Annotated in this window: 21 protein-coding genes; 12 read left to right on the top strand and 9 right to left on the bottom strand. The window is 40.5% G+C overall.

Features of this window, described 5'->3' with window-relative positions:
• Positions 1-55 precede the first annotated feature (55 nt).
• The 3 genes from PY091_RS02305 to PY091_RS02295 form a co-directional block, all read right to left on the bottom strand.
• The gene (locus PY091_RS02305) at positions 56-838 is read right to left on the bottom strand and encodes a carboxypeptidase-like regulatory domain-containing protein (protein ID WP_275648137.1); all 783 of its coding nucleotides are present in this window, start codon (positions 836-838) and stop codon (positions 56-58) included.
• A gap of 75 nt (positions 839-913) precedes the next feature.
• Positions 914-2,671 carry a DEAD/DEAH box helicase gene (locus tag PY091_RS02300; RefSeq protein WP_275648136.1) on the bottom strand — a complete coding sequence of 586 codons (1,758 nt, stop codon included), beginning with the start codon at positions 2,669-2,671 and terminating at the stop codon, positions 914-916.
• Positions 2,672-2,814: 143 nt separating this feature from the next.
• Positions 2,815-3,396, bottom strand: a complete 582-nt coding sequence (locus PY091_RS02295) for a non-canonical purine NTP diphosphatase (RefSeq protein ID WP_275648135.1) — start codon at positions 3,394-3,396, stop codon at positions 2,815-2,817.
• A 58-nt stretch (positions 3,397-3,454) separates the two neighbouring features.
• Between PY091_RS02295 and PY091_RS02290 the strand changes: the two genes are divergently transcribed.
• Together PY091_RS02290 and serA are read left to right on the top strand one after the other, a co-directional pair.
• Entirely contained in the window at positions 3,455-3,907 is a 453-nt protein-coding gene (locus tag PY091_RS02290; RefSeq protein WP_275648134.1) for a methyltransferase family protein, read from the top strand.
• 157 nt (positions 3,908-4,064) lie between these two features.
• Positions 4,065-5,957: a phosphoglycerate dehydrogenase gene (gene serA, locus PY091_RS02285; protein ID WP_275648133.1), complete on the top strand. Its 1,893-nt coding sequence runs from the start codon at positions 4,065-4,067 to the stop codon at positions 5,955-5,957.
• Between the two features lie 81 nt (positions 5,958-6,038).
• On the opposite strand, the gene rlmH is transcribed toward serA, so the two are convergent.
• Entirely contained in the window at positions 6,039-6,512 is a 474-nt protein-coding gene (gene rlmH / locus PY091_RS02280) for a 23S rRNA (pseudouridine(1915)-N(3))-methyltransferase RlmH (protein ID WP_275648132.1), read from the bottom strand.
• Between the two features lie 92 nt (positions 6,513-6,604).
• Between rlmH and nadC the strand changes: the two genes are divergently transcribed.
• From nadC to priA, 4 genes are read left to right on the top strand one after another with little or no spacing between them, the layout of a single operon-like run.
• Positions 6,605-7,462 (top strand): carboxylating nicotinate-nucleotide diphosphorylase, encoded by an 858-nt coding sequence (nadC, locus tag PY091_RS02275; protein ID WP_275648131.1) that lies wholly within the window; start codon positions 6,605-6,607, stop codon positions 7,460-7,462.
• Positions 7,463-8,443: a YihY/virulence factor BrkB family protein gene (locus tag PY091_RS02270; protein ID WP_275648130.1), complete on the top strand. Its 981-nt coding sequence runs from the start codon at positions 7,463-7,465 to the stop codon at positions 8,441-8,443.
• Positions 8,418-8,867 carry a DUF2147 domain-containing protein gene (locus PY091_RS02265; RefSeq protein ID WP_275648129.1) on the top strand — a complete coding sequence of 150 codons (450 nt, stop codon included), beginning with the start codon at positions 8,418-8,420 and terminating at the stop codon, positions 8,865-8,867. The genes PY091_RS02270 and PY091_RS02265 overlap by 26 nt, the downstream gene beginning before the upstream one ends.
• A 3-nt stretch (positions 8,868-8,870) precedes the next feature.
• Entirely contained in the window at positions 8,871-11,330 is a 2,460-nt protein-coding gene (priA, locus tag PY091_RS02260) for a replication restart helicase PriA (RefSeq protein WP_275648128.1), read from the top strand.
• Here priA and PY091_RS02255 read toward each other — a convergent pair whose 3' ends face one another.
• Complete coding sequence (locus tag PY091_RS02255) at positions 11,331-12,023, bottom strand: LytR/AlgR family response regulator transcription factor (protein ID WP_100818563.1); 693 nt, start codon at positions 12,021-12,023, stop codon at positions 11,331-11,333.
• A 236-nt stretch (positions 12,024-12,259) separates the two neighbouring features.
• Here PY091_RS02255 and rpsF point away from each other — a divergent pair, with 236 nt between their 5' ends.
• Genes rpsF through rplI form a run of 3 tightly spaced genes read left to right on the top strand, consistent with a single transcriptional unit; the run spans position 12,260 to position 13,366 of the window.
• On the top strand, positions 12,260-12,598 hold the full coding sequence (rpsF, locus tag PY091_RS02250) for a 30S ribosomal protein S6 (RefSeq protein WP_275648127.1): 339 nt from the start codon (positions 12,260-12,262) through the stop codon (positions 12,596-12,598).
• Between the two features lie 4 nt (positions 12,599-12,602).
• Positions 12,603-12,899, top strand: a complete 297-nt coding sequence (gene rpsR, locus PY091_RS02245) for a 30S ribosomal protein S18 (protein WP_014031368.1) — start codon at positions 12,603-12,605, stop codon at positions 12,897-12,899.
• A gap of 14 nt (positions 12,900-12,913) precedes the next feature.
• Entirely contained in the window at positions 12,914-13,366 is a 453-nt protein-coding gene (rplI, locus tag PY091_RS02240; protein WP_275648126.1) for a 50S ribosomal protein L9, read from the top strand.
• A 69-nt stretch (positions 13,367-13,435) separates the two neighbouring features.
• On the opposite strand, the gene PY091_RS02235 is transcribed toward rplI, so the two are convergent.
• Entirely contained in the window at positions 13,436-13,867 is a 432-nt protein-coding gene (locus PY091_RS02235; protein ID WP_275648125.1) for a DUF4168 domain-containing protein, read from the bottom strand.
• Positions 13,868-14,071: 204 nt separating this feature from the next.
• On the opposite strand from PY091_RS02235, the gene PY091_RS02230 reads away from it, so the two are divergent.
• Positions 14,072-14,545, top strand: a complete 474-nt coding sequence (locus PY091_RS02230) for a DUF6495 family protein (protein WP_275648124.1) — start codon at positions 14,072-14,074, stop codon at positions 14,543-14,545.
• A gap of 156 nt (positions 14,546-14,701) precedes the next feature.
• A complete protein-coding gene (hisS, locus tag PY091_RS02225) occupies positions 14,702-16,090 on the top strand; it encodes a histidine--tRNA ligase (protein ID WP_275648123.1) in 1,389 nt (462 codons plus the stop codon).
• Here hisS and PY091_RS02220 read toward each other — a convergent pair.
• Both PY091_RS02220 and PY091_RS02215 read right to left on the bottom strand, forming a co-directional pair.
• Positions 16,074-16,622, bottom strand: a complete 549-nt coding sequence (locus PY091_RS02220; protein WP_275648122.1) for an NUDIX hydrolase — start codon at positions 16,620-16,622, stop codon at positions 16,074-16,076. The genes hisS and PY091_RS02220 overlap by 17 nt on opposite strands.
• 84 nt (positions 16,623-16,706) lie before the next feature.
• Positions 16,707-17,795: a M42 family metallopeptidase gene (locus PY091_RS02215; protein WP_275648121.1), complete on the bottom strand. Its 1,089-nt coding sequence runs from the start codon at positions 17,793-17,795 to the stop codon at positions 16,707-16,709.
• 102 nt (positions 17,796-17,897) lie between these two features.
• Between PY091_RS02215 and PY091_RS02210 the strand changes: the two genes are divergently transcribed.
• A complete protein-coding gene (locus tag PY091_RS02210) occupies positions 17,898-18,617 on the top strand; it encodes a DUF4294 domain-containing protein (protein WP_417956490.1) in 720 nt (239 codons plus the stop codon).
• On the opposite strand, the gene PY091_RS02205 is transcribed toward PY091_RS02210, so the two are convergent.
• A complete protein-coding gene (locus PY091_RS02205) occupies positions 18,614-18,850 on the bottom strand; it encodes a DUF6095 family protein (protein ID WP_275648120.1) in 237 nt (78 codons plus the stop codon). The genes PY091_RS02210 and PY091_RS02205 overlap by 4 nt on opposite strands.
• Positions 18,851-18,866 lie beyond the last annotated feature (16 nt).

Below are 18,866 nucleotides of genomic sequence, written 5' to 3'. Positions count from 1 at the left end.
ATAAAATTTATTTACAGCCGTGCGGCACCGTCCCAATTGATGGTTTAAATGATGGTTATTGATTTCTGTTCAACACTTTGTACTCTTCATAACAACTCGAAATCGCATCTAAAATCTGAAGGTCGTTCGCAGTTTTGATGAAGGATTTGGAATAGTTGCAATTGTTTAGGATATCCTCAATGTCCACTTTTTCCAATTGCAACAATTCGGTCAAGGTCTCTCTATCGAATTTTGAAGCTAAAAGGTCCCTGATATTATCATCTTCCTTTATTTGTCTCAACTTGCGCATTTGCCGTGGCTTTTTGCCAAAAAGATTTCGCAATAGATCAGCAGGATTTAGAATGGCACCGAGAACTTTGGTTACCGCACTCGGGTTTTTACTCCCAGCCTCATAACTAGTTGGAAGTCCGGAAATACTGTATTGTTTTGCATCGTTAACGGGCAGGTTCTTAACATCGATTTCCAGGTATCCGGTAAGCTGATAGGGCCTAACGATCACCTCTTCCAAAGCATAGGCCAATTCCGTCAACGCGATTTCCGTGTTTCCAAATCGAAACATATCGTTGGTGACCCTAACTTTTTGGGTTTTAAAACCAAGATAAGAGAAGTACAAGGTATCATTGACGGCTGCTGGAATCGTAAACTTTCCTTCAGGATTCGTAATTGTACCTTTTACTTGGTTAAGGTTTACCACGTGAACGCTTTCCAAAGGAAATTCCGTTTGTGCATTGATAACGGTAGCGGTAAAATCCTGGACTTCTTGGTTTTCTTGCTCGTCAACCTGAGAGAAACCAAGGAAGGGAATCAAGACCAATATTAAAAGTAGTAATCTTCTCATGCAATCTTTGTAGCTATAAAGGTACTAAACAAAGAAAAATAAATAGGAGAGGCTTACCATTTAATATAGAATTAACTAATAAAAGCCCTGTTTTTTCTTACCACCTTTTTTACCGTAACCTCCTTTTTTTCCTCCTTTATATGACTTGTTGCCGCCTCTTCGACTTCCGCCACCGCCTTTACGGCCACGACGTTTTTTTCCGCCTTTTCCGCCGCCACCAGCACCTGGATTCTTTGAAACTTCAACATTTATAAAGCGACCTTCCAGTTTAAAGTCTGTAAAGGTTTGAAGGATAAATTCAGTAAGTTGAGCATCGGTATTGAAGAAGGAGAATGAATCTTTGGTGTCCACATTGTAGACATCTTCTTTTTCCAAGTTCAAAGTGTCTCGCAAGAAATCTTTCAAGCTCATCCAATCGTAGCCATCGCGCTCACCTACATTAATAAAGTAACGCACTGAACCTTCTGTTGGAATGTCTCCTTTATCACTTCCTACTCCCTTACCAGAATCTTGACTGTTAAGGTCTTTGGTCTTACTGTAATAGTTGTAGAACTGGGTAAACTCTACGGAGAATATCTTTTTGATGAGTTCTTCACGGTCAATACCTTCCAAAACATCGTTGATAGCTGGTAGATAGCTGTCAATTTCTTGGTTTACCTTGGTTTCTTTGATTTTGTTGGCCAAGTGGTATAATTGAATCTCACAGATTTCAATACCATCAGGAATCTTTTTGGATAGGAATTCCTGTTGGATTTTCTTCTCAATGGCCTTTATCTTTCTAAGCTCGGAACGAGTTACGATTACCATGGAAATCCCAGACTTCCCTGCGCGCCCAGTACGACCACTACGGTGGGTATAGGTCTCAATCTCATCAGGTAACTGGTAATTGATTACGTGTGTTACATCGTCCACGTCGATACCACGGGCAGCTACATCGGTAGCCACCAACATCTGAACTTGCTTTTTACGGAAGGAGTTCATCACCAAATCACGTTGGTTCTGACTCAAATCTCCATGTAAAGCACCAGCGTTGTAACCATCTTCGATTAGCTTTTCGGCTACACGTTGGGTGTCTCTTTTGGTTCTACAGAACACTACGGAGAAAATACCTGGGTTCGCATCGGCCAACCTTTTAAGTGCTGCATAACGATCACGACCACCTACCACATAATATTCGTGCTGTACGGTGGAAGCCCCTGCATTTTTAGACCCAACGGTTATCTCAACTGGCTTGTGCATGAACTTTTTGGCAATCGTGGCCACTTCCTTGGGCATGGTCGCCGAAAAAAGCCATGTAAATTTTTCTTGTGGGGTATTGGACAAAATGTCCTTTATGTCTTCATAAAAGCCCATGTTCAACATTTCATCGGCTTCATCAAGTACGCAATAATCAATTTTGGAGATATCGACCATATTTCTGCCGATCATGTCCTTCATACGGCCAGGAGTTGCCACAACAATCTGGGCGCCTCTCTTTATCTGTCTGGCCTGGTCGGTAATGCTGGCACCACCATAGATGGCAACCACATTCAGTCCTTTTACGTATTTGGAGTAGAGTTTTAATTCGTTGGTGATCTGCAAGCAAAGCTCTCTCGTAGGGGAGAGGATCAATCCTTGGGTTGTTCTGCTGTCCGATTGAATCTTTTGAATCATAGGAAATCCAAAAGCAGCAGTTTTACCCGTTCCTGTTTGGGCTAGGGCCACCAAATCGGTTTCCTGCTCCAATAAAATTGGGATTGATTTTTCTTGTACTTCAGAGGGGGATTCAAATCCAAGGTCGGAAATAGCATCCAATAGGGGTTGATCTAACCCCAAGGCTTCAAATTTTGTCATAGCGGTGTAAATACCTTAAATCGCAAATATGTTGTGTTGCATAGAGCGATTTTGTATTTCCCGTTCAAGCCCATCGCAACACCTTGCCCATACCGGCGGCGTTAATAAAGCGGCAAAGGTACACTTATTTTGATCGGTGCAACCTAAGTTGCCCTGTTTTTTAGGAATTCCACTAATTTTTGAACAGCTCTTCCTCTGTGACTTATGGCATTTTTGGTTTCCGAAGACAGTTCCCCAAAGGTTTTATCGTACCCGTTAGGTTTAAAAATGGGGTCGTAGCCAAATCCGCCTTCACCATGCCGGGCTAAGGTTATTTGGCCTTCAACAATGCCATCAAAAGTATAACTCTGATCTTGCAGGTTTAAATGTATGGCGGTTTTAAAGTGTGCGGATCGGTTGTTGGATCCCTCTAGTTCTGCCAAAAGTTTGGCCATATTGTCATCTGCCTTTTTTTGTTCTCCTGCATATCTTGCAGAATAAACCCCAGGAGCACCATTTAGATCATCGACCAATAAACCAGTGTCATCGGAAAAGCAATCCAAACCATAGGTTTGGGTCACAAAATCCGCTTTTATTTTGGCATTTTCTTCCAAAGTGGCCCCGGTTTCGGGGATTTCATCAAAGCATTCAATATCTTTTAAGGACAACAGCTCAATGTTTTTGGGCAGTAATTGTTGCACTTCTTTAAGCTTGTTGTCGTTATGGGTGGCAAAAACTAGTTTCAAATCAAAAGGGTTCTATTTGAGTTTCAAAAGTAGTAATTTCGGACTTTAACCCGTTTATATGAAAATGAAAGTGCCACCAGCTTTGGTTATGCTGGTTTTTGGAGGATTAATGTATGTTTTGGACAGATTTTTGCCTGTTGGAGAATTTGATTTTTTTGGTAGAAATCAATTGGCAATGATTCTGTTCGGTCTGGGAGTTTTGGTTATTTTGGTTTCTGTGGGCCAATTTTTCACCTTAAAAACAACGGTTGACCCATTAAACCCAAAGAAAACAAAAAAACTAGTGACCAACGGGGTCTATAAATTTACCCGAAACCCTATGTATTTGGGAATGCTACTTTTCTTGCTTGCTTTTGGCCTAAAGTTGGGAAATGCCTTTAATACGTTATTGGCGGCAGGCTTTGTCTCGTTTATGAACCACTTTCAAATTAAACCAGAGGAAGAGGCCTTGATGGAAATGTTCGGAAAAGAGTTTAGTATCTATTGTAAACTGACAAGGCGTTGGTTTTGAGATGAACTTATTCGAAATGTCTTCATTTTTGGTGCGATTTAAAACAAATCGTAACGGATTTTTGATTTATCTGTAAATGTGTAAGGTTTTTAATAAGTTCCGATTATAAGGATGGAATTAATGTTTAATTTTATGCCTTAATTTTTTTAATAAGCGCATGGTGGAGACAGGCCGCAAATATGTTTTCGATTTTGATAGTACCCTTACTAGGGTAGAAGCATTGGATGTGCTGGCGGAAATGACACTACAGGATAATCCCAAGAGGGAGGAGATAGTGGCGGAAATCCAGAAAATCACCAACCTGGGGATTGATGGGGATATTTCATTCACCGAATCATTGGAACGAAGAATCTGTTTGCTGAGTGCGAACAAAGAAGACCTGCAGGATTTGGTAGTGGAGCTTCGTCAAAAGATTTCAAAGTCCATAGCCACCAACAAGGAGTTTTTTCATAAATATTCAGAGGATATTTATGTGATTTCTTGTGGATTTAAAGAGTTTATAGATCCGATTGTTGAAGAATATAACATACCATCCGATAGGGTATATGCCAATACGTTTAAGTTTGACGAAAAAGGTAACATTATCGGTTTTGATGAAACCAATGTTCTAGCTGCCCACAACGGAAAAATAGAATGTTTAAAAAACTTGGATTTGGAAGGCGAAGTCCAAGTTATTGGCGATGGCTATAGTGATTACGTAATGCGTGAGGCCGGAATCGCCCATAAATTTTTCGCCTACACTGAAAATGTGCACCGTGAAAAAGCGGCCAATAATGCCGATCATGTGGCACCTAACCTAGATGAATTTTTATTTGTGAACGATTTGCCAAGAAACTTATCATACCCCAAGAACAGAATTAAAATATTATTACTGGAAAATGTGCACCCAGCAGCTTTCGAAAATCTTTCGGAAGAAGGTTTTTCCGTTGAATTGATAAAGACCAGCCTTTCCGAAGAGGAACTTATCGAGCGCATTAAAGGTGTTCATGTGTTGGGGATACGCTCCAAAACACAGGTTACCCAGAAAGTATTGGATGCAGCGGATAAACTATTGGTTGTTGGTGCTTTTTGTATTGGTACCACCCAAATCGATTTGGACTACAGCAAAAAGAAGGGAGTTGTTGTGTTCAATGCTCCCTACAGTAACACACGTTCCGTTGTAGAGCTTGCGATCGGACAAATTATTATGCTCATGAGGAGTATTTTTCCTCGTAGTATGGAAATCCACAATGGGGAATGGAATAAAACTGCAGCAGGATCACAAGAAGTACGGGGAAAAAACTTGGGTATTGTAGGTTACGGTAACATTGGTAAGCAAATGTCCGTGTTGGCGGAGGCTATGGGTATGCGAGTGTATTATTATGATGTTGCCGACCAATTGGCAATCGGTAATGCCACAAAATGCAATACACTGGAAGATTTGTTATCTATTTCGGATGTGGTGACACTGCACGTGGATGATAATAAGGCAAATAAAAACTTTATTGGAGAGCGTGAGATCAATCAAATGAAAGATGGTGCCAAGCTGATCAACCTTTCGCGCGGTTTCGTAGTGGATATCGATGCATTGGCGGCTGCCATAAAAAGCGGAAAATTAGGAGGGGCAGCAGTAGATGTATATCCGGTTGAGCCTCGAAGTAATGGTGAGTTCGAAACCCCACTTCAAGGATTATCGAACGTTATCCTTACGCCTCATATCGGTGGAAGTACAGAGGAAGCACAAAGAGATATTGCCGATTTTGTACCCAATAAAATCATGGACTACATAAATACAGGGAATACGGTTGATGCTGTCAACTTCCCAAATATTAGATTGCCAAAACAGAACAAAGCCCACAGATTCCTGCACATCCATAAAAATGTTCCTGGAATTATGGCCAAGATCAACGAGGTGTTGGCTAAATATGGCTTGAACATTACCGGGCAATTCTTATCAACCGACAGTCAAGTAGGCTATGTAATCACCGATTTGGATAAGGAATACAATAAGGATGTGATCAAAGCCCTCAAGAAAATCGAGAATACCATTAAGTTCAGGGTGCTATATTAACATAAGGAAAACCGCTGCGCTTAAAGAAAAAGGAACAAGGACTTTTTTGGTCTTGGTTCTCGTCTTTGGCCTCCAACTATCTCATTGGTGATGATAGGGCTCGTTCCTTAAAATGGTGAAGCCTCTGTAGATTTGTTCTACAATGAACAAACGTACCATTTGATGGGAAAATGTCATTTTGGATAAACTTATTTTACCCGAGCACTTCGCATAAACGGCATCGCTAAAACCATATGGTCCGCCAATGGTTAGTACTAGGTTCTTTGTTCCAGCATTCATTTTTTTCTGAAGGAGCTGAGCAAAATCCATGGAAGAGTATTGCTTTCCTTTCTCATCCAGCAATATCAAGGTGTCCGTAGGTTGAAGCTGTGCCAAAATCAACTCACCCTCTTTCTCTTTCTGTTGGGTTTCGGATAAATTTTTGCGGTTTTTTATATCCGGAATAATCTCAAGGCTAAACTTTATATAGTGCTTTAGCCGTTTCTCATAAACAGTTATAAGTTCTTCAAGTTCAGACTTATCAGTTTTGCCAATGGCGATCAAAGTAATCTGCATACCCAAAAATAAACGTTTCAGCTTAAATTAAGCACCTACTTATCATTTACAGGCAGCAATGTTTTTACTATTTTCGTTAAAACCCCAATTGGATGATTTCCGAAGAACAATTTCAAAACGAGCTGGATTTGATCATCGCCAACGCAGTAAGGGAAGATGTAGGCGATGGTGACCATAGCTCTTTGGCGTGTATCCCTGCTTCTGCAAAGGGCAAGGCCAAACTTTTGGTAAAGGATGAAGGCATTATAGCCGGCGTGGATTTTGCCAAGATGGTATTTAATTATGTGGACTCCGAACTAGCCGTGGAAGTCTTGATCAATGATGGAGAAAAAGTAAAATATGGCGACGTGGTTTTTTATGTAGAGGGCAGCTCTCAAAGCATATTAAAGGCGGAGCGATTAGTTCTGAACGCCATGCAGCGCATGAGTGCCATAGCCACCAAAACACAGGATTTTGTTTCTATTTTGGATGGAACCGATACCAAAATATTGGATACCCGAAAAACAACACCTGGAATCCGGGCCCTTGAAAAATGGGCAGTAAAGATCGGAGGAGGTGAAAACCATCGATTTGCGCTGTACGACATGATCATGCTCAAGGATAACCATATCGATTTTGCGGGCGGTATTGCAAAAGCCATTCAAAAAACAAAAGATTATTTGGCAGAGAAAGGGAAGGACCTCAAAATTATAGTGGAGGCCAGAGATTTAAATGAGGTGGATGAAATTTTAAAAGCCGGAGGTGTGTACCGCATTCTTTTGGATAATTTTGATTACGACGACACCACCGAAGCGGTAAAACGTATCGGAGATCAATGTCTCACAGAATCCTCGGGAGGAATAACGGAAGATACCATACGAAGATATGCAGAATGTGGGGTGAATTATATCTCTTCCGGAGCATTGACCCATTCCGTTTATAATATGGACCTTAGTTTAAAAGCAGTTTAAATGTCCGCAGCCATAGAGGAGCAGTTAGAAAAAATACCGGTGATCAATTGGATCGTACGGTTGCTAAAAAACATAAAACTCAAAGCTTTTGAGGGGCTCTCTTTCTATGATTTGATTGAAATGTATTTAATGGGAATTGTAAAAGGGGCATTGTCCTCCAGAGCCAGTTCCATTGCTTTTAGCATTTTTTTGGCCCTGTTTCCCTTGCTTATTTTTTTCGTTACCATGATTCCCTTTATCATACCCTATGTAAGTGTTGGGAACGAGAATTTTGATGCACAGTTCCTGGACTTTTTGGAATCTTTTCTTCCATCCGCAACCAGTGATTATTTTGGGGAGATTTACCAACAGATAAAAGACCAAAAACAGGGAGGCCTTTTGTCCTCGGCCTTTATCCTATCCATTTTTTTGATGGCCAATGGGGTAAATGCCATATTCGGAGGGTTTGAGAACTCCTACCATGTAGAACTTACACGAAATTTTTTCAGGCAATACGCCTATGCACTTATGGTGGGCCTGATTTTGTCCATTTTATTGATCGTAGGTGCGGTCGCCTTCGTTTATTTTGAATTTTATATTGTAGAATACACCAGTGAATATTTGGGCAAAACCTTAGGTTATGATGTAGAGAAAGGGGATACAATTGGAATTCAAGTGGCCAAGATCTTATTTTTTCTATGCTTGTCTTACTTTACCACCGCTATACTCTATTATTTTGGTACGGCGGAAGGCAGAAAGGCCAGATTCTTTTCGGCAGGGGCGTTAATGACGACCCTATTGTTTTTGCTCACTTCATATCTTTTCGGGATATATGTTGAGAAATTCGCTCGATACAACGAACTTTATGGAGCTTTGGGAGGATTATTGATTTTAATGGTGTTCATTTGGTTGAATTCTAATATATTATTGTTAGGTTTCGAATTGAATGCGACGTTGAACTCCTTAAAAAAACGACATGAAAAGCAGCAAAACCCTGAATAAGTGCATATATCTTCTTTGTTTTCTGCTTTGTCAGATAACATGGTCACAGACTGTTTTCGGAAAGTGGAAGACCATCGATGACCGAAATGGAGTGGAAAAAGCCATCATCGAAATTTATAAGGAAGATGGCATGCTGCATGCCAAAGTGGTCAAAATATTGGAAGACGGGAAAAAAGGAGCACTTTGCACCAAATGTGATGGCGAAAAAAAGGACAAGCCCATTCTTGGCATGACAATCATGAAAGACTTTGAAGAGCACAAGGATGGAATATACAAAGGAGATACACTGTTTGACCCCGAACAAGCCATGACCTTTAGAGGAAAAGTTTGGTTGGACGAGGATAACGAGGACAGGTTAAAAGTAAGAGGGTATCTGGCATTTTTGCATAGAACCCAAACATGGCACAGGGTTGTAGAGAATTAATGTATGGATTATTTTTTGGATGTTGTTCTTCCCATTCCCTTGGAAAAACTCTTCACTTATAAGATTACTGCAGAAGAGGCCAACTTCATAAAGGAAGGTATGCGTGTTGCTGTTCCTTTTGGCAAATCAAAAATTTATACTGCGCTTGCTTTTAAAGTACACCAAAATGCACCAGAAGCATACGAACCCAAAGAAATTTATCAAATACTGGATGATTTCCCTGTTGTTACCCATACACAGTTAAAACATTGGGAGTGGGTGGCCAAGTATTACATGTGCACACTGGGCGAAGTAATACGGAGTGCTTTGCCGAGTGCTTTTATGTTGGAGAGCGAAACCCTGGTGTTGCCCAACAAAAATGTGGATGTGGACGAACAGGAACTCTCGGATGATGAATTTTTGGTGTTTGAAGCATTACAGCATCAAACTGCGTTGAAAATATCCGAGGTAAGTGATATTGTGGACAAGAAAAATGTACTGAAGCTCATTAATACACTTGTCCACAAGGGAGTTGTGCTACAAAAAGAAGAGCTGTACGAACAATACAAGCCCAAGTTGGTAAGGTATGTCAAACTCTCGGAACAGTACGATGACGAAGAACAGCTATCCGAATTATTGAACGAACTTACTAGGGCACCCAAGCAAAGTCAAGTGGTCTTGTCCTTGTTTCAGATTAAATCCAAAAAAGGAAACAAGCCTATTGCCATTAACGAATTGGAAGAAGCTAGCGGGGCCTCAAAGGCAGTAATCAAGTCACTCATCGACAAAGAAATCTTATTGGAATACCATATTCGAAAGGATAGGGTAGAGTTTGATGAGCGTTCGGAGGAATCCAAGCATATAGACTTAAATGAATATCAGCATCAAGCTTTACAGGATATCAACAAAGGTTTTGATGACGGAAAACCGGTGTTGTTGCATGGTGTCACGTCTTCAGGAAAGACCGAAGTTTACGTAAAACTGATTCAAAAATGCTTGGACGAAGGCAAACAAGCCCTGTACTTGCTTCCGGAAATTGCATTGACTTCCCAATTGATCAATAGACTAAGGCATTATTTTGGGCACCAGGTATCCGTATATCATTCAAAATATAGCATTCACGAGAGGGTCGAGGTATGGAACAATGTACTGAAGAATGCAGAAAAGGCCCAAATCGTGATCGGAGCTCGCTCATCCCTTTTTCTTCCTTTTACAAAATTAGGTCTGGTAGTGGTGGATGAGGAACATGAAACTTCTTTTAAGCAATTTGATCCTGCTCCAAGGTATCATGCGAGGGATGCTGCTGTTGTTCTAGCGGCCCTGCACAAAGCGGACATAGTTTTGGGTTCGGCGACCCCGAGCATTGAAAGTATGTTCAATGCTAAAACAAACAAGTACGGTTATGCTTCCATAGCTCATAGGTTTGGTGATGTGCTGATGCCAGATATCAATTTGGTGGATATTAAAGAAGCTACCCGTAAACGACGAATGAAAGGCCATTTTTCGGAGATATTAATTAAGGCCATTACGGAAGCATTGGAGGAGGGGGAGCAGATTATACTTTTTCAGAACCGAAGAGGGTTTGCCCCAGTTGTGGAATGTACTACTTGTGGTCATGTGGCCCAATGTCCCAATTGCGATGTAAGTTTAACGTATCACCAACACAGAAATCAACTGCGCTGTCATTATTGTGGATATCATATGGCATTGCAACAAGCATGTTTGGCTTGCGGCAACCCTACATTGGACAATAAGGGCTTTGGCACAGAGCAAATTCAACAGGAGTTGGGACAGTTGTTTCCAGATGTTAAGGTTGGTCGAATGGATTTGGATACCACTCGTGGCAAATATGCGTATGAAAAGATCATTTCATCTTTTGAAAACCAAGAGATGGATATCCTTGTCGGAACCCAAATGGTCACAAAAGGACTCGATTTTAGAAATGTTAGCTTAGTGGGCATTATGAATGCGGACTCTATGCTCAATTTCCCCGATTACCGAGCTCATGAACGCAGTTTTCAAATGCTGACGCAGGTAGCGGGTAGGGCAGGGCGTACCCAAAAACGTGGTAAAGTTTTGATACAAACGTATAATCCGTATCATCAAATTTTACAGCAAGTCACCACGAACAGCTATGACAATATGTTCAAGGAACAATTTTATGAGCGGGAACAGTTTAAGTACCCTCCGTTGGTACGGCTGATAAAAATAACCTTGAAAGATAAGGATTTCAATAAGCTGAACGAGGCGGCAGATTGGATGGCAGGATCTTTACGGAATGTGCTCGGTTCGAATATTCTTGGACCCGAGTATCCACCGGTTGCTCGAATTCGAAGGGACTATCTTAAAAACATTATGATCAAAATTCCAAGGAAGCAACCCTTGGCACAAACAAAAAATAGCATTAAAAGAATTGAAAAATCTTTTAATGCTATTTCCAAGTATAAAAGTGTAAGACTGGTCTACAATGTGGACCACATATAATTATACATTGGCCAGCGCTTCTGCTAGTTCTGTCTTTTTGTTTCTACTTAATGGAATCTGTCTGCCCCCTACTTCAACATTTTTACTGTTGAATTTTTCAATCTTCTCCAGATTCACAATATAAGATTTATGGATACGTAGAAATTTTTCTGCGGGCAATTGCTTTTCGAAAGATTTCATAGTGGAAAGAATCACAATATTGGCTTCATCTGTCACCAATTTAATGTAATCACCCAACGCTTCTATCCATTTAATATCGTTCAAGATAACCTTACGCTTTTTAAGGTTGCTTTTTACAAAGATGTGCTCTTCATCCTCGTCCACCCTGTTCATTTGCTCGTATTTGGCAACAGCTCTTTTTACAGAGGCTTCAAAACGGGCCAAGGTGATAGGTTTGTGAAGGTAATCGGTTACGTCGTAGTCAAATGCTTTAAGTGCATAATCAGGTTTTCCTGTAATCAAAATAACCTGTGGTGGGTTCTCTAGGGCCTCTAAAAGGTCAAAACCACTGATAATAGGCATCTCAACATCTAAAAAGATTAGATCGATTTCGTGGTTTTTTAGGCCATTTTTGGCTTCAATGGCGTTGCTGTACTCGGCAACCAAAGCTAGGTGTGGATGATTGTTGACCAATTTCGCAACAGCCATACGCTGCATCGAGGAATCGTCTACAATTATACTTTTTAATTTCATAGAATGGGGTGATTTGTAGGGTTTTAAATCATCGGCAAATTACATAAAAAAGACGTTTAACAGCAACAAAAGATGTAAACATGGTCTATTTTGTTGTGTAAATTGCCATATGTGTTATTTAGGTTTATTGGGTTTTTTATTGTTGATAACTCTTGTACTTAAACGAAGTTTTTTTACTTTTCTTGCAGGGTGATAGAATTATTACTAATTTTGCGCTCCTTTAAAAATATATTATAATGAACCATTACGAAACTGTTTTCATTTTGAATCCCGTTCTGTCTGAGACACAGATAGAGGAAACAGTCAAGAAATTTGAGGATTTCTTGATTAAGAGTGGTGCCAAAATGGTCTCCAAAGAAGATTGGGGACTTAAAAAGTTGGCCTATCCCATTCAGCACAAGAAAAGTGGATTTTACCACTTGTTCGAATTCCAAGCTCCAGGTGAGGCTATTGGCCCATACGAGTTGGAATTTAGAAGAGATGAGCGCATTATGCGTTTTTTGACCGTTAAATTGGACAAGCACGCAATTGCTTGGGCGGAAAAAAGAAGAAACAAACTAAAAGCAAAGGCATAAGGGTATGGCATCTATTGAGCAACAAGCAAAATCGAAAAAAGACGGGGAAATCAGATATTTGACCCCGCTTAACATTGAGACCAGCAAGCAAAAGAAGTATTGTAGGTTCAAGAAGTCAGGTATCAAGTATATTGATTACAAAGACCCGGATTTCTTGATGAAGTTGGTAAACGAGCAAGGTAAATTGCTTCCAAGAAGACTTACCGGTACTTCCTTGAAATACCAAAGAAAAGTAGCACAGGCCGTTAAACGTGCCCGTCACCTAGCGTTAATGCCGTATGTTGGCGATATGTTGAAATAAAAAAATACCAGAGAATGGAACTTATTCTAAAAGAAGATGTACAGGATTTGGGATTTAAGGATGATATCGTTACCGTAAAAAACGGTTACGGCAGAAACTTCCTTATCCCACAAGGTTTGGCCGATTTGGCTACTCCTTCTGCTAAAAAAGTTTTGGCAGAGAACCTTAAGCAAAGAGCTCACAAGGAGAAAAAGGTTATTGATGAGGCTACTAAGATTGCCGATGCTTTGAAGCAATTGGAAATCAAAATTGCAGCTAAAGTTGGTGCAGGCGACAAATTGTTCGGTTCTGTTACAAACATTGACCTTGCAAGTGCTTTGGACAAAGAAGGTCACCAAATTGATAGAAAATTCATCAATATTAAAGGTGGAGCTATCAAAAGAGTTGGTCCTTACGAAGCAATTATCAGATTACACAGGGAAGTTATCGTAGAATTCCCTTTTGAAGTAGTTGCAGAAGCAAACTAAGAACTACTTTACAATAGATAAAAAAGCCCGAGCAATTTGCTCGGGCTTTTTTTATAATTCATTTCTAATCTAAGGTTGTTGTTCCAAAGCCGTTTTTAATCGACCTTGTAATTCGGCATCGGTTTGGAGAGCCATCGCAATTTTTTGATAGCGTTCCATGCTCAACCCTTGATTGCCTATAATTTCCTCGATTTGTTGGGTGAAACCCATTTGCATCTGTTGAATCTGGTTCATTAATTTTCCAAAGCGTTCCTTTTCTTCATCACTGGCATCAACTGTTTTTTCAGGGGAAGCGGCGGCTTGGTACATCTGATTGAATCTGTTGGGTTCAAAACCACTGTCCTTTACTGTTTGCATCACCTTTTGCTGGGCCTCCATATTTACTTTTTGGATATCAGGAAACGCTGAAGCAATTTTATTTAGCTCTGCATCGCTTACCTCTACTTGTTCCTGGGCATTTATTTGTGCAAATGCACAAACCCCTAGCATCGCGATGCACATCACTAATGTTTTCATCGAATTCAAAAATGTCATTATATATCTGTTTTTGTTAAATGTTAGTTTCCGAAACTAATGGATCTTAGGTGGCTTGCCAAAGTTTCAAGGTTAAGATAAACTTAAAGGCAAAGTGTCTCCATTAGTGAATTTATATGATTCTTGCATGAAAAATTCGGTCGTTCTCAGAAGCCTTTTTATTTTTGCAGGATGAAATATAAACGATTGACCAAGGAGCAATTGGAAGAGCTCCATCCGGAATTTATCAACTTTTTGGCAACCCAATCCATTACTGCGGATGAATGGGATTCACTGAAAAAAGAGAAGCCAGAGGTAGCAGAGGATGAGATTGATGTTTTCAGTGATCTGATTTGGGAAGGTGTATTGAATAAAGTAGAGTATCTGGAAAATGTTTCAGAAAAGCATATGCATCTTTTCCATTTGACCGATAAAGAGATGAAATTGTTGTCAGTCAAGATTCTAAATCCAGAAATTGATTTAAGGACAGAAGTAGGTTTCGGTTGGTTTAAGCGCAACTACCAATCCGATTTTGTGGAATACCTTTCTGCGTCCAAAGCGTATGGCGAGGATAAAAACGTGGATAAGTTCGAAATTATAAAACAAGGTGCTGTTATCACCAAGGGCGAACTGTACCAATGGTTTGATCAAATTATGGAACACTGATAAGGGTTTTCAGTGAATCAAGAGTCCAGACTTTTGCCCTTTAGGATAGGCTGTTTTTATAAGCTATAACTCTTTTGCCATTCGCCCTTTACCGCTTATCTTTTACCTAATACCAATTGACCAAAACCTTATATTTGCACGAGAATTTAAAACCACATGGCAAAGAAACCATCCATACCTAAAGGAACCCGAGATTTTTCACCTGCAGAGGTAGCTAGGCGTAATTATATTATCCAAACTATAAAAAAGCATTTCGAGACCTATGGTTTTCAGCCGATAGAAACCCCTTCTTTTGAGAATTCCGAGACCCTAATGGGTAAATATGGGGATGAAGGGGACCGTTTGATTTTTAAAATATTGAATTCGGGTGATTTTATTTCCAAAGTGGACGACGTGACCTACAGCTCCAAGAATTCAGCTTCTTTAACGCCCAAGATTTCGGAAAAAGCCCTACGCTATGATCTTACGGTGCCGTTCGCTCGTTACGTGGTGATGCACCAAAATGAGATAGATTTCCCTTTCAAGCGATACCAGATTCAGCCTGTGTGGCGTGCAGACCGTCCACAAAAAGGGCGTTTTCGCGAGTTTTATCAGTGTGATGCCGATGTGGTTGGTGCGAACTCACTACTTCAAGAAGTGGAGTTTGTACAGTTGTACGATGCTGTTTTTACCGATTTAGGATTAAATGGCGCTACTATTAAAATCAACAACCGAAAAATACTATCCGGAATTGCCGAAGTGATCGGAGCGAAGCATTTATTGGTGGACTTTACCGTGGCCTTGGACAAATTGGACAAGATAGGAGAGGAGAAGGTAAAAGCGGAAATGATGGAAAAAGGTATTTCCGAAGCCGCTATATCCAAAGCACAGCCTTTGTTCGAAATGACTGGCACCGCTTCAGAGCAATTGGAAAAGCTGAAATCCATTCTTGCCGATTCAGAAGTGGGCATGTTGGGTGTTTCGGAATTGGAAGAGATAATTTCCACTGTTGATATGGTTGGCTTGCAATCTACCAACTTACAATTGGATGTGACACTTGCCCGTGGACTAAATTACTACACAGGGGCTATTTTTGAAGTTGCAGCACCAGAAGGTGTAAAAATGGGCTCTATTGGTGGTGGAGGTCGTTACGATGACCTCACTGGCATTTTTGGACTTAAGGATGTGAGTGGTGTGGGTATTTCTTTTGGATTGGACCGGATTTATCTGGTTTTGGAAGAATTGAACCTGTTCCCTGACAGCTTGGATACTTCTTTGGATGTGCTTTGCCTTAATTTTGGAAAGAAAGAAGGAACAGCGGCTTTAAAATTGGTGTCTGGACTACGTAAGCAAGGTCTAAGGGCTGATTTGTATCCTACGGATACCAAAGTGCAGAAGCAGTTCAAATATGCGGACAAGAGAGGTGTACCATACGTAATCCTTTTGGGGGAACAAGAGTTGACCGATGGTAAGTTTGTGGCCAAAAACATGAAGACAGGCGACCAGAAGGACTATCCGTTGGATTCACTGGAGGAATTCGTTGAAAAAGTCAAGTCCGACTTTTAATCTCATTGATAATGGTTTTGTAATAGGTAGGGCCGTGCGGCACATATTTGCCCACGCTGGCCAAACCCCAAGTTTCTTCTGCAAATTTAAATAAGGGTACTATGGCCAGATCGGCTACCTCACTATCCTGCTTTTTAAGTTGATTTAACGGGACAGTTAATTTGCACAAAAAAATGTGGTGCAGTTCGGCATCAATGAAATCTTCGGATATTTTATGGATGGCCTTGTAAGTGCCCAATGGTTCCAAATCGGATTCCGAAATAGCAAGGCCCACTTCTTCTTTTACTTCTCGAACGGCTGCGGAAAGAATTTCTTCTCCGGCGGAAACATGTCCGGCCACCGAAACATCCCAAAGTAACGGTTGGGTAGCTTTGTTTTCGCCCCGTTGTTGAATCAAAACCCGTCCATCTGGTGTGTAGAGCCAAACATGAATGGTTGGATGTAATAAACCTTTACGGTGTGCTTCAGATTTTAAACAAGACTCTCCTGTTGGTTTTCCGTGGTCGTCCAATATGTCAACGCGTTCATCCATATCACATAAAGATAAAAAAAAGTCACCCCGAAGATGTTTCAGGGTGACATAATTTTATTATCCAAAAGGATGGTCGTTGCTCAGTTAATCAAAATAACTGAAGGTTTCACCTTCCTTAATGTTCAATAATGTTTCGTAGATCAAACGGATAACGTTCTCCACATCGTCTTTATGAACAGTTTCTACCGTAGTATGCATATAGCGCAATGGCAAAGAAATTAAAGCGGAAGCAACACCGCCATTACTGTAGGCAAAAGCATCTGTATCAGTGCCCGTGTATCTTGATGATGCATTACGCTGGAAAGGTATTTTCTTGGAATCGGCAGTTTCCAAAATACGCTCGCGTAACTTGTTTTGCACTGCAGGTGCATAAGAAATCACAGGTCCGTCTCCGATTTTGGTCTCGCCCTCCGTCTTTTTATTGATCATTGGGGTAGTAGTGTCGTGGCACACATCGGTAACAATGGCCACATTGGGCTTAATGGTCTGCGTGATCATTTCAGCACCACGCAACCCGATTTCTTCTTGTACGGAATTGGTAATATATAGTCCGAACGGCAGCTCTTTTTTATTTTCTTTAAGCAATCGTGCCACTTCTGCAATCATGAAACCACCCATGCGGTTATCCAAGGCCCTACATACAAATTTGTCCTTGTTCAAGATTTGGAATTGGTCGGGATAGGTAATCACGCACCCTACGTGAACACCCATTTTCTCGACTTCTTCTTTATCCTTGGCACCTATATCAATAAAGATATTATCCAGTTTAGGTGGTTCTTCTTTGGCTTTGTTTCTAGTGTGAATGGCTGGCCATCCGAATACACCTTTCACAATACCATTTTTTGTATGTATGTCCACCCATTTAGATGGAGCGATTTGATGATCACTACCGCCATTTCTGATTACATAAAGCAATCCTTCGTCGGTGATGTAGTTCACGTACCAAGAAATTTCATCGGAGTGCCCTTCGATCACCACCTTGTATTTTGCTTTTGGATTTATTACTCCTACGGCAGTACCGTAAGTGTCGGTAATAAATTCATCCACATAAGGTTTTACATAATCCATCCAGATTTTTTGACCTTCCCACTCATAACCTGTGGGGGAGGGATTATTTAAATATTTTTCTAAAAACTCAAGGGATTTTTCGTTGATGATTTTCTCTTTTGCCATGTATCTGATTTAATACACAAACATAAGAATATTCACTTTTATTTAATAGCCAAATCATACCTTTATACTTACTTTTGGCAAGACTATTGAGGAAGAATTGTTATGCTGCGTAACTGTTTTCTTATTGTTTATCTGACATTTACCATACTAGGTTTTGCTCAGGATTCAAAGCAGGATTCGTTGAAGATCCAAAGGGATTCCGTTGTCAACGATACCTTGGAGGATTATTATGTTCGTTTTGAGGGAGACTCGATTCTAATGAGCTCCATTGAGCTGGACGAGGTTTATATTTTTGGAAAGTTGGATTTTGCCAGCCGTGAGGACAAGCTGCGATATTATATTTTACGAAGAAAAACATTAAAAGTGTATCCCTACGCCAAGCTCGCGGCCGAGCGTTTGGTAGAATTAAACGATAGTCTAAAGCATATTAAAAAAAGAAGGCACCAGAGGAGATACACCAGAAAGGTTCAAAAATATATAGAAGGGGAGTTCTCCGAAGAATTAAAAAAGTTGACCCGAACAGAAGGGCAAATTTTGGTGAAGCTGATTCACAGGCAGACCGGTACAACAGCGTTTGATTTGGTGAAAGATTTGCGAAATGGATGGCGAGCCTTTTGGTACAATACTACGGCAAGCCTGTTCAAAATAAGTTTAAAGGAAGAATTCCATCCAGTAGAAGTCCACGAAGATTACCTTATTGAGGATATTTTACAACGCGCTTTTGCGGCCAGTAGATTGGAACGGCAGAAATCGGTTTTGGATTATGATTATGCCCAACTTTCGAACAAGTGGAAAAATAAAACAACAAGCACGGGCAACTAATTTTTGGGTTTCTCTCCAAAAATGGCATTCATAACAATTTTTACAGACCTAAAACCCATGTAAATGGCCAAAATGGCACAGATAAGGCCCAAAATCAATACTGGCCAATAAAAGGGATGCCCTTCATTCTTAAATGCTTCATAGATTAAAAATGGCCCCATAAACATGGCAAGCACAGTATAGCCAAACGATTTTATGCCCTTTACCAGAAGTTCCTTGTTCGTTCTCCTCATACGACCAAAGTAGGAA

The organism is Flagellimonas okinawensis (genome assembly GCF_029194005.1).
GTDB classification, from domain to species: Bacteria; Bacteroidota; Bacteroidia; order Flavobacteriales; family Flavobacteriaceae; genus Flagellimonas; species Flagellimonas okinawensis.
The sequence above is the reverse complement of the archived record's forward strand: the minus strand, read 5'-3'. Positions and strand labels throughout refer to the sequence as shown.

Excerpts from the sequence above, each read along its gene's own strand:
- PY091_RS02235 (WP_275648125.1), bottom strand. The coding sequence starts at position 13,867 with ATGTGCATCGCGATGCTAGGGGTTTGTGCATTTGCACAAATAAATGCC.
- PY091_RS02220 (WP_275648122.1), bottom strand. The coding sequence starts at position 16,622 with ATGGATGAACGCGTTGACATATTGGACGACCACGGAAAACCAACAGGA.
- PY091_RS02270 (WP_275648130.1), top strand. The coding sequence starts at position 7,463 with ATGTCCGCAGCCATAGAGGAGCAGTTAGAAAAAATACCGGTGATCAAT.
- serA (WP_275648133.1), top strand. The coding sequence starts at position 4,065 with ATGGTGGAGACAGGCCGCAAATATGTTTTCGATTTTGATAGTACCCTT.
- PY091_RS02230 (WP_275648124.1), top strand. The coding sequence starts at position 14,072 with ATGAAATATAAACGATTGACCAAGGAGCAATTGGAAGAGCTCCATCCG.
- nadC (WP_275648131.1), top strand. The coding sequence starts at position 6,605 with ATGATTTCCGAAGAACAATTTCAAAACGAGCTGGATTTGATCATCGCC.
- hisS (WP_275648123.1), top strand. The coding sequence starts at position 14,702 with ATGGCAAAGAAACCATCCATACCTAAAGGAACCCGAGATTTTTCACCT.
- PY091_RS02305 (WP_275648137.1), bottom strand. The coding sequence starts at position 838 with ATGAGAAGATTACTACTTTTAATATTGGTCTTGATTCCCTTCCTTGGT.
- priA (WP_275648128.1), top strand. The coding sequence starts at position 8,871 with ATGGATTATTTTTTGGATGTTGTTCTTCCCATTCCCTTGGAAAAACTC.
- PY091_RS02290 (WP_275648134.1), top strand. The coding sequence starts at position 3,455 with ATGAAAATGAAAGTGCCACCAGCTTTGGTTATGCTGGTTTTTGGAGGA.
- rpsF (WP_275648127.1), top strand. The coding sequence starts at position 12,260 with ATGAACCATTACGAAACTGTTTTCATTTTGAATCCCGTTCTGTCTGAG.
- PY091_RS02265 (WP_275648129.1), top strand. The coding sequence starts at position 8,418 with ATGAAAAGCAGCAAAACCCTGAATAAGTGCATATATCTTCTTTGTTTT.
- rpsR (WP_014031368.1), top strand. The coding sequence starts at position 12,603 with ATGGCATCTATTGAGCAACAAGCAAAATCGAAAAAAGACGGGGAAATC.
- rplI (WP_275648126.1), top strand. The coding sequence starts at position 12,914 with ATGGAACTTATTCTAAAAGAAGATGTACAGGATTTGGGATTTAAGGAT.
- PY091_RS02255 (WP_100818563.1), bottom strand. The coding sequence starts at position 12,023 with ATGAAATTAAAAAGTATAATTGTAGACGATTCCTCGATGCAGCGTATG.
- PY091_RS02215 (WP_275648121.1), bottom strand. The coding sequence starts at position 17,795 with ATGGCAAAAGAGAAAATCATCAACGAAAAATCCCTTGAGTTTTTAGAA.
- rlmH (WP_275648132.1), bottom strand. The coding sequence starts at position 6,512 with ATGCAGATTACTTTGATCGCCATTGGCAAAACTGATAAGTCTGAACTT.
- PY091_RS02300 (WP_275648136.1), bottom strand. The coding sequence starts at position 2,671 with ATGACAAAATTTGAAGCCTTGGGGTTAGATCAACCCCTATTGGATGCT.
- PY091_RS02205 (WP_275648120.1), bottom strand. The coding sequence starts at position 18,850 with ATGAGGAGAACGAACAAGGAACTTCTGGTAAAGGGCATAAAATCGTTT.
- PY091_RS02210 (WP_417956490.1), top strand. The coding sequence starts at position 17,898 with ATGCTGCGTAACTGTTTTCTTATTGTTTATCTGACATTTACCATACTA.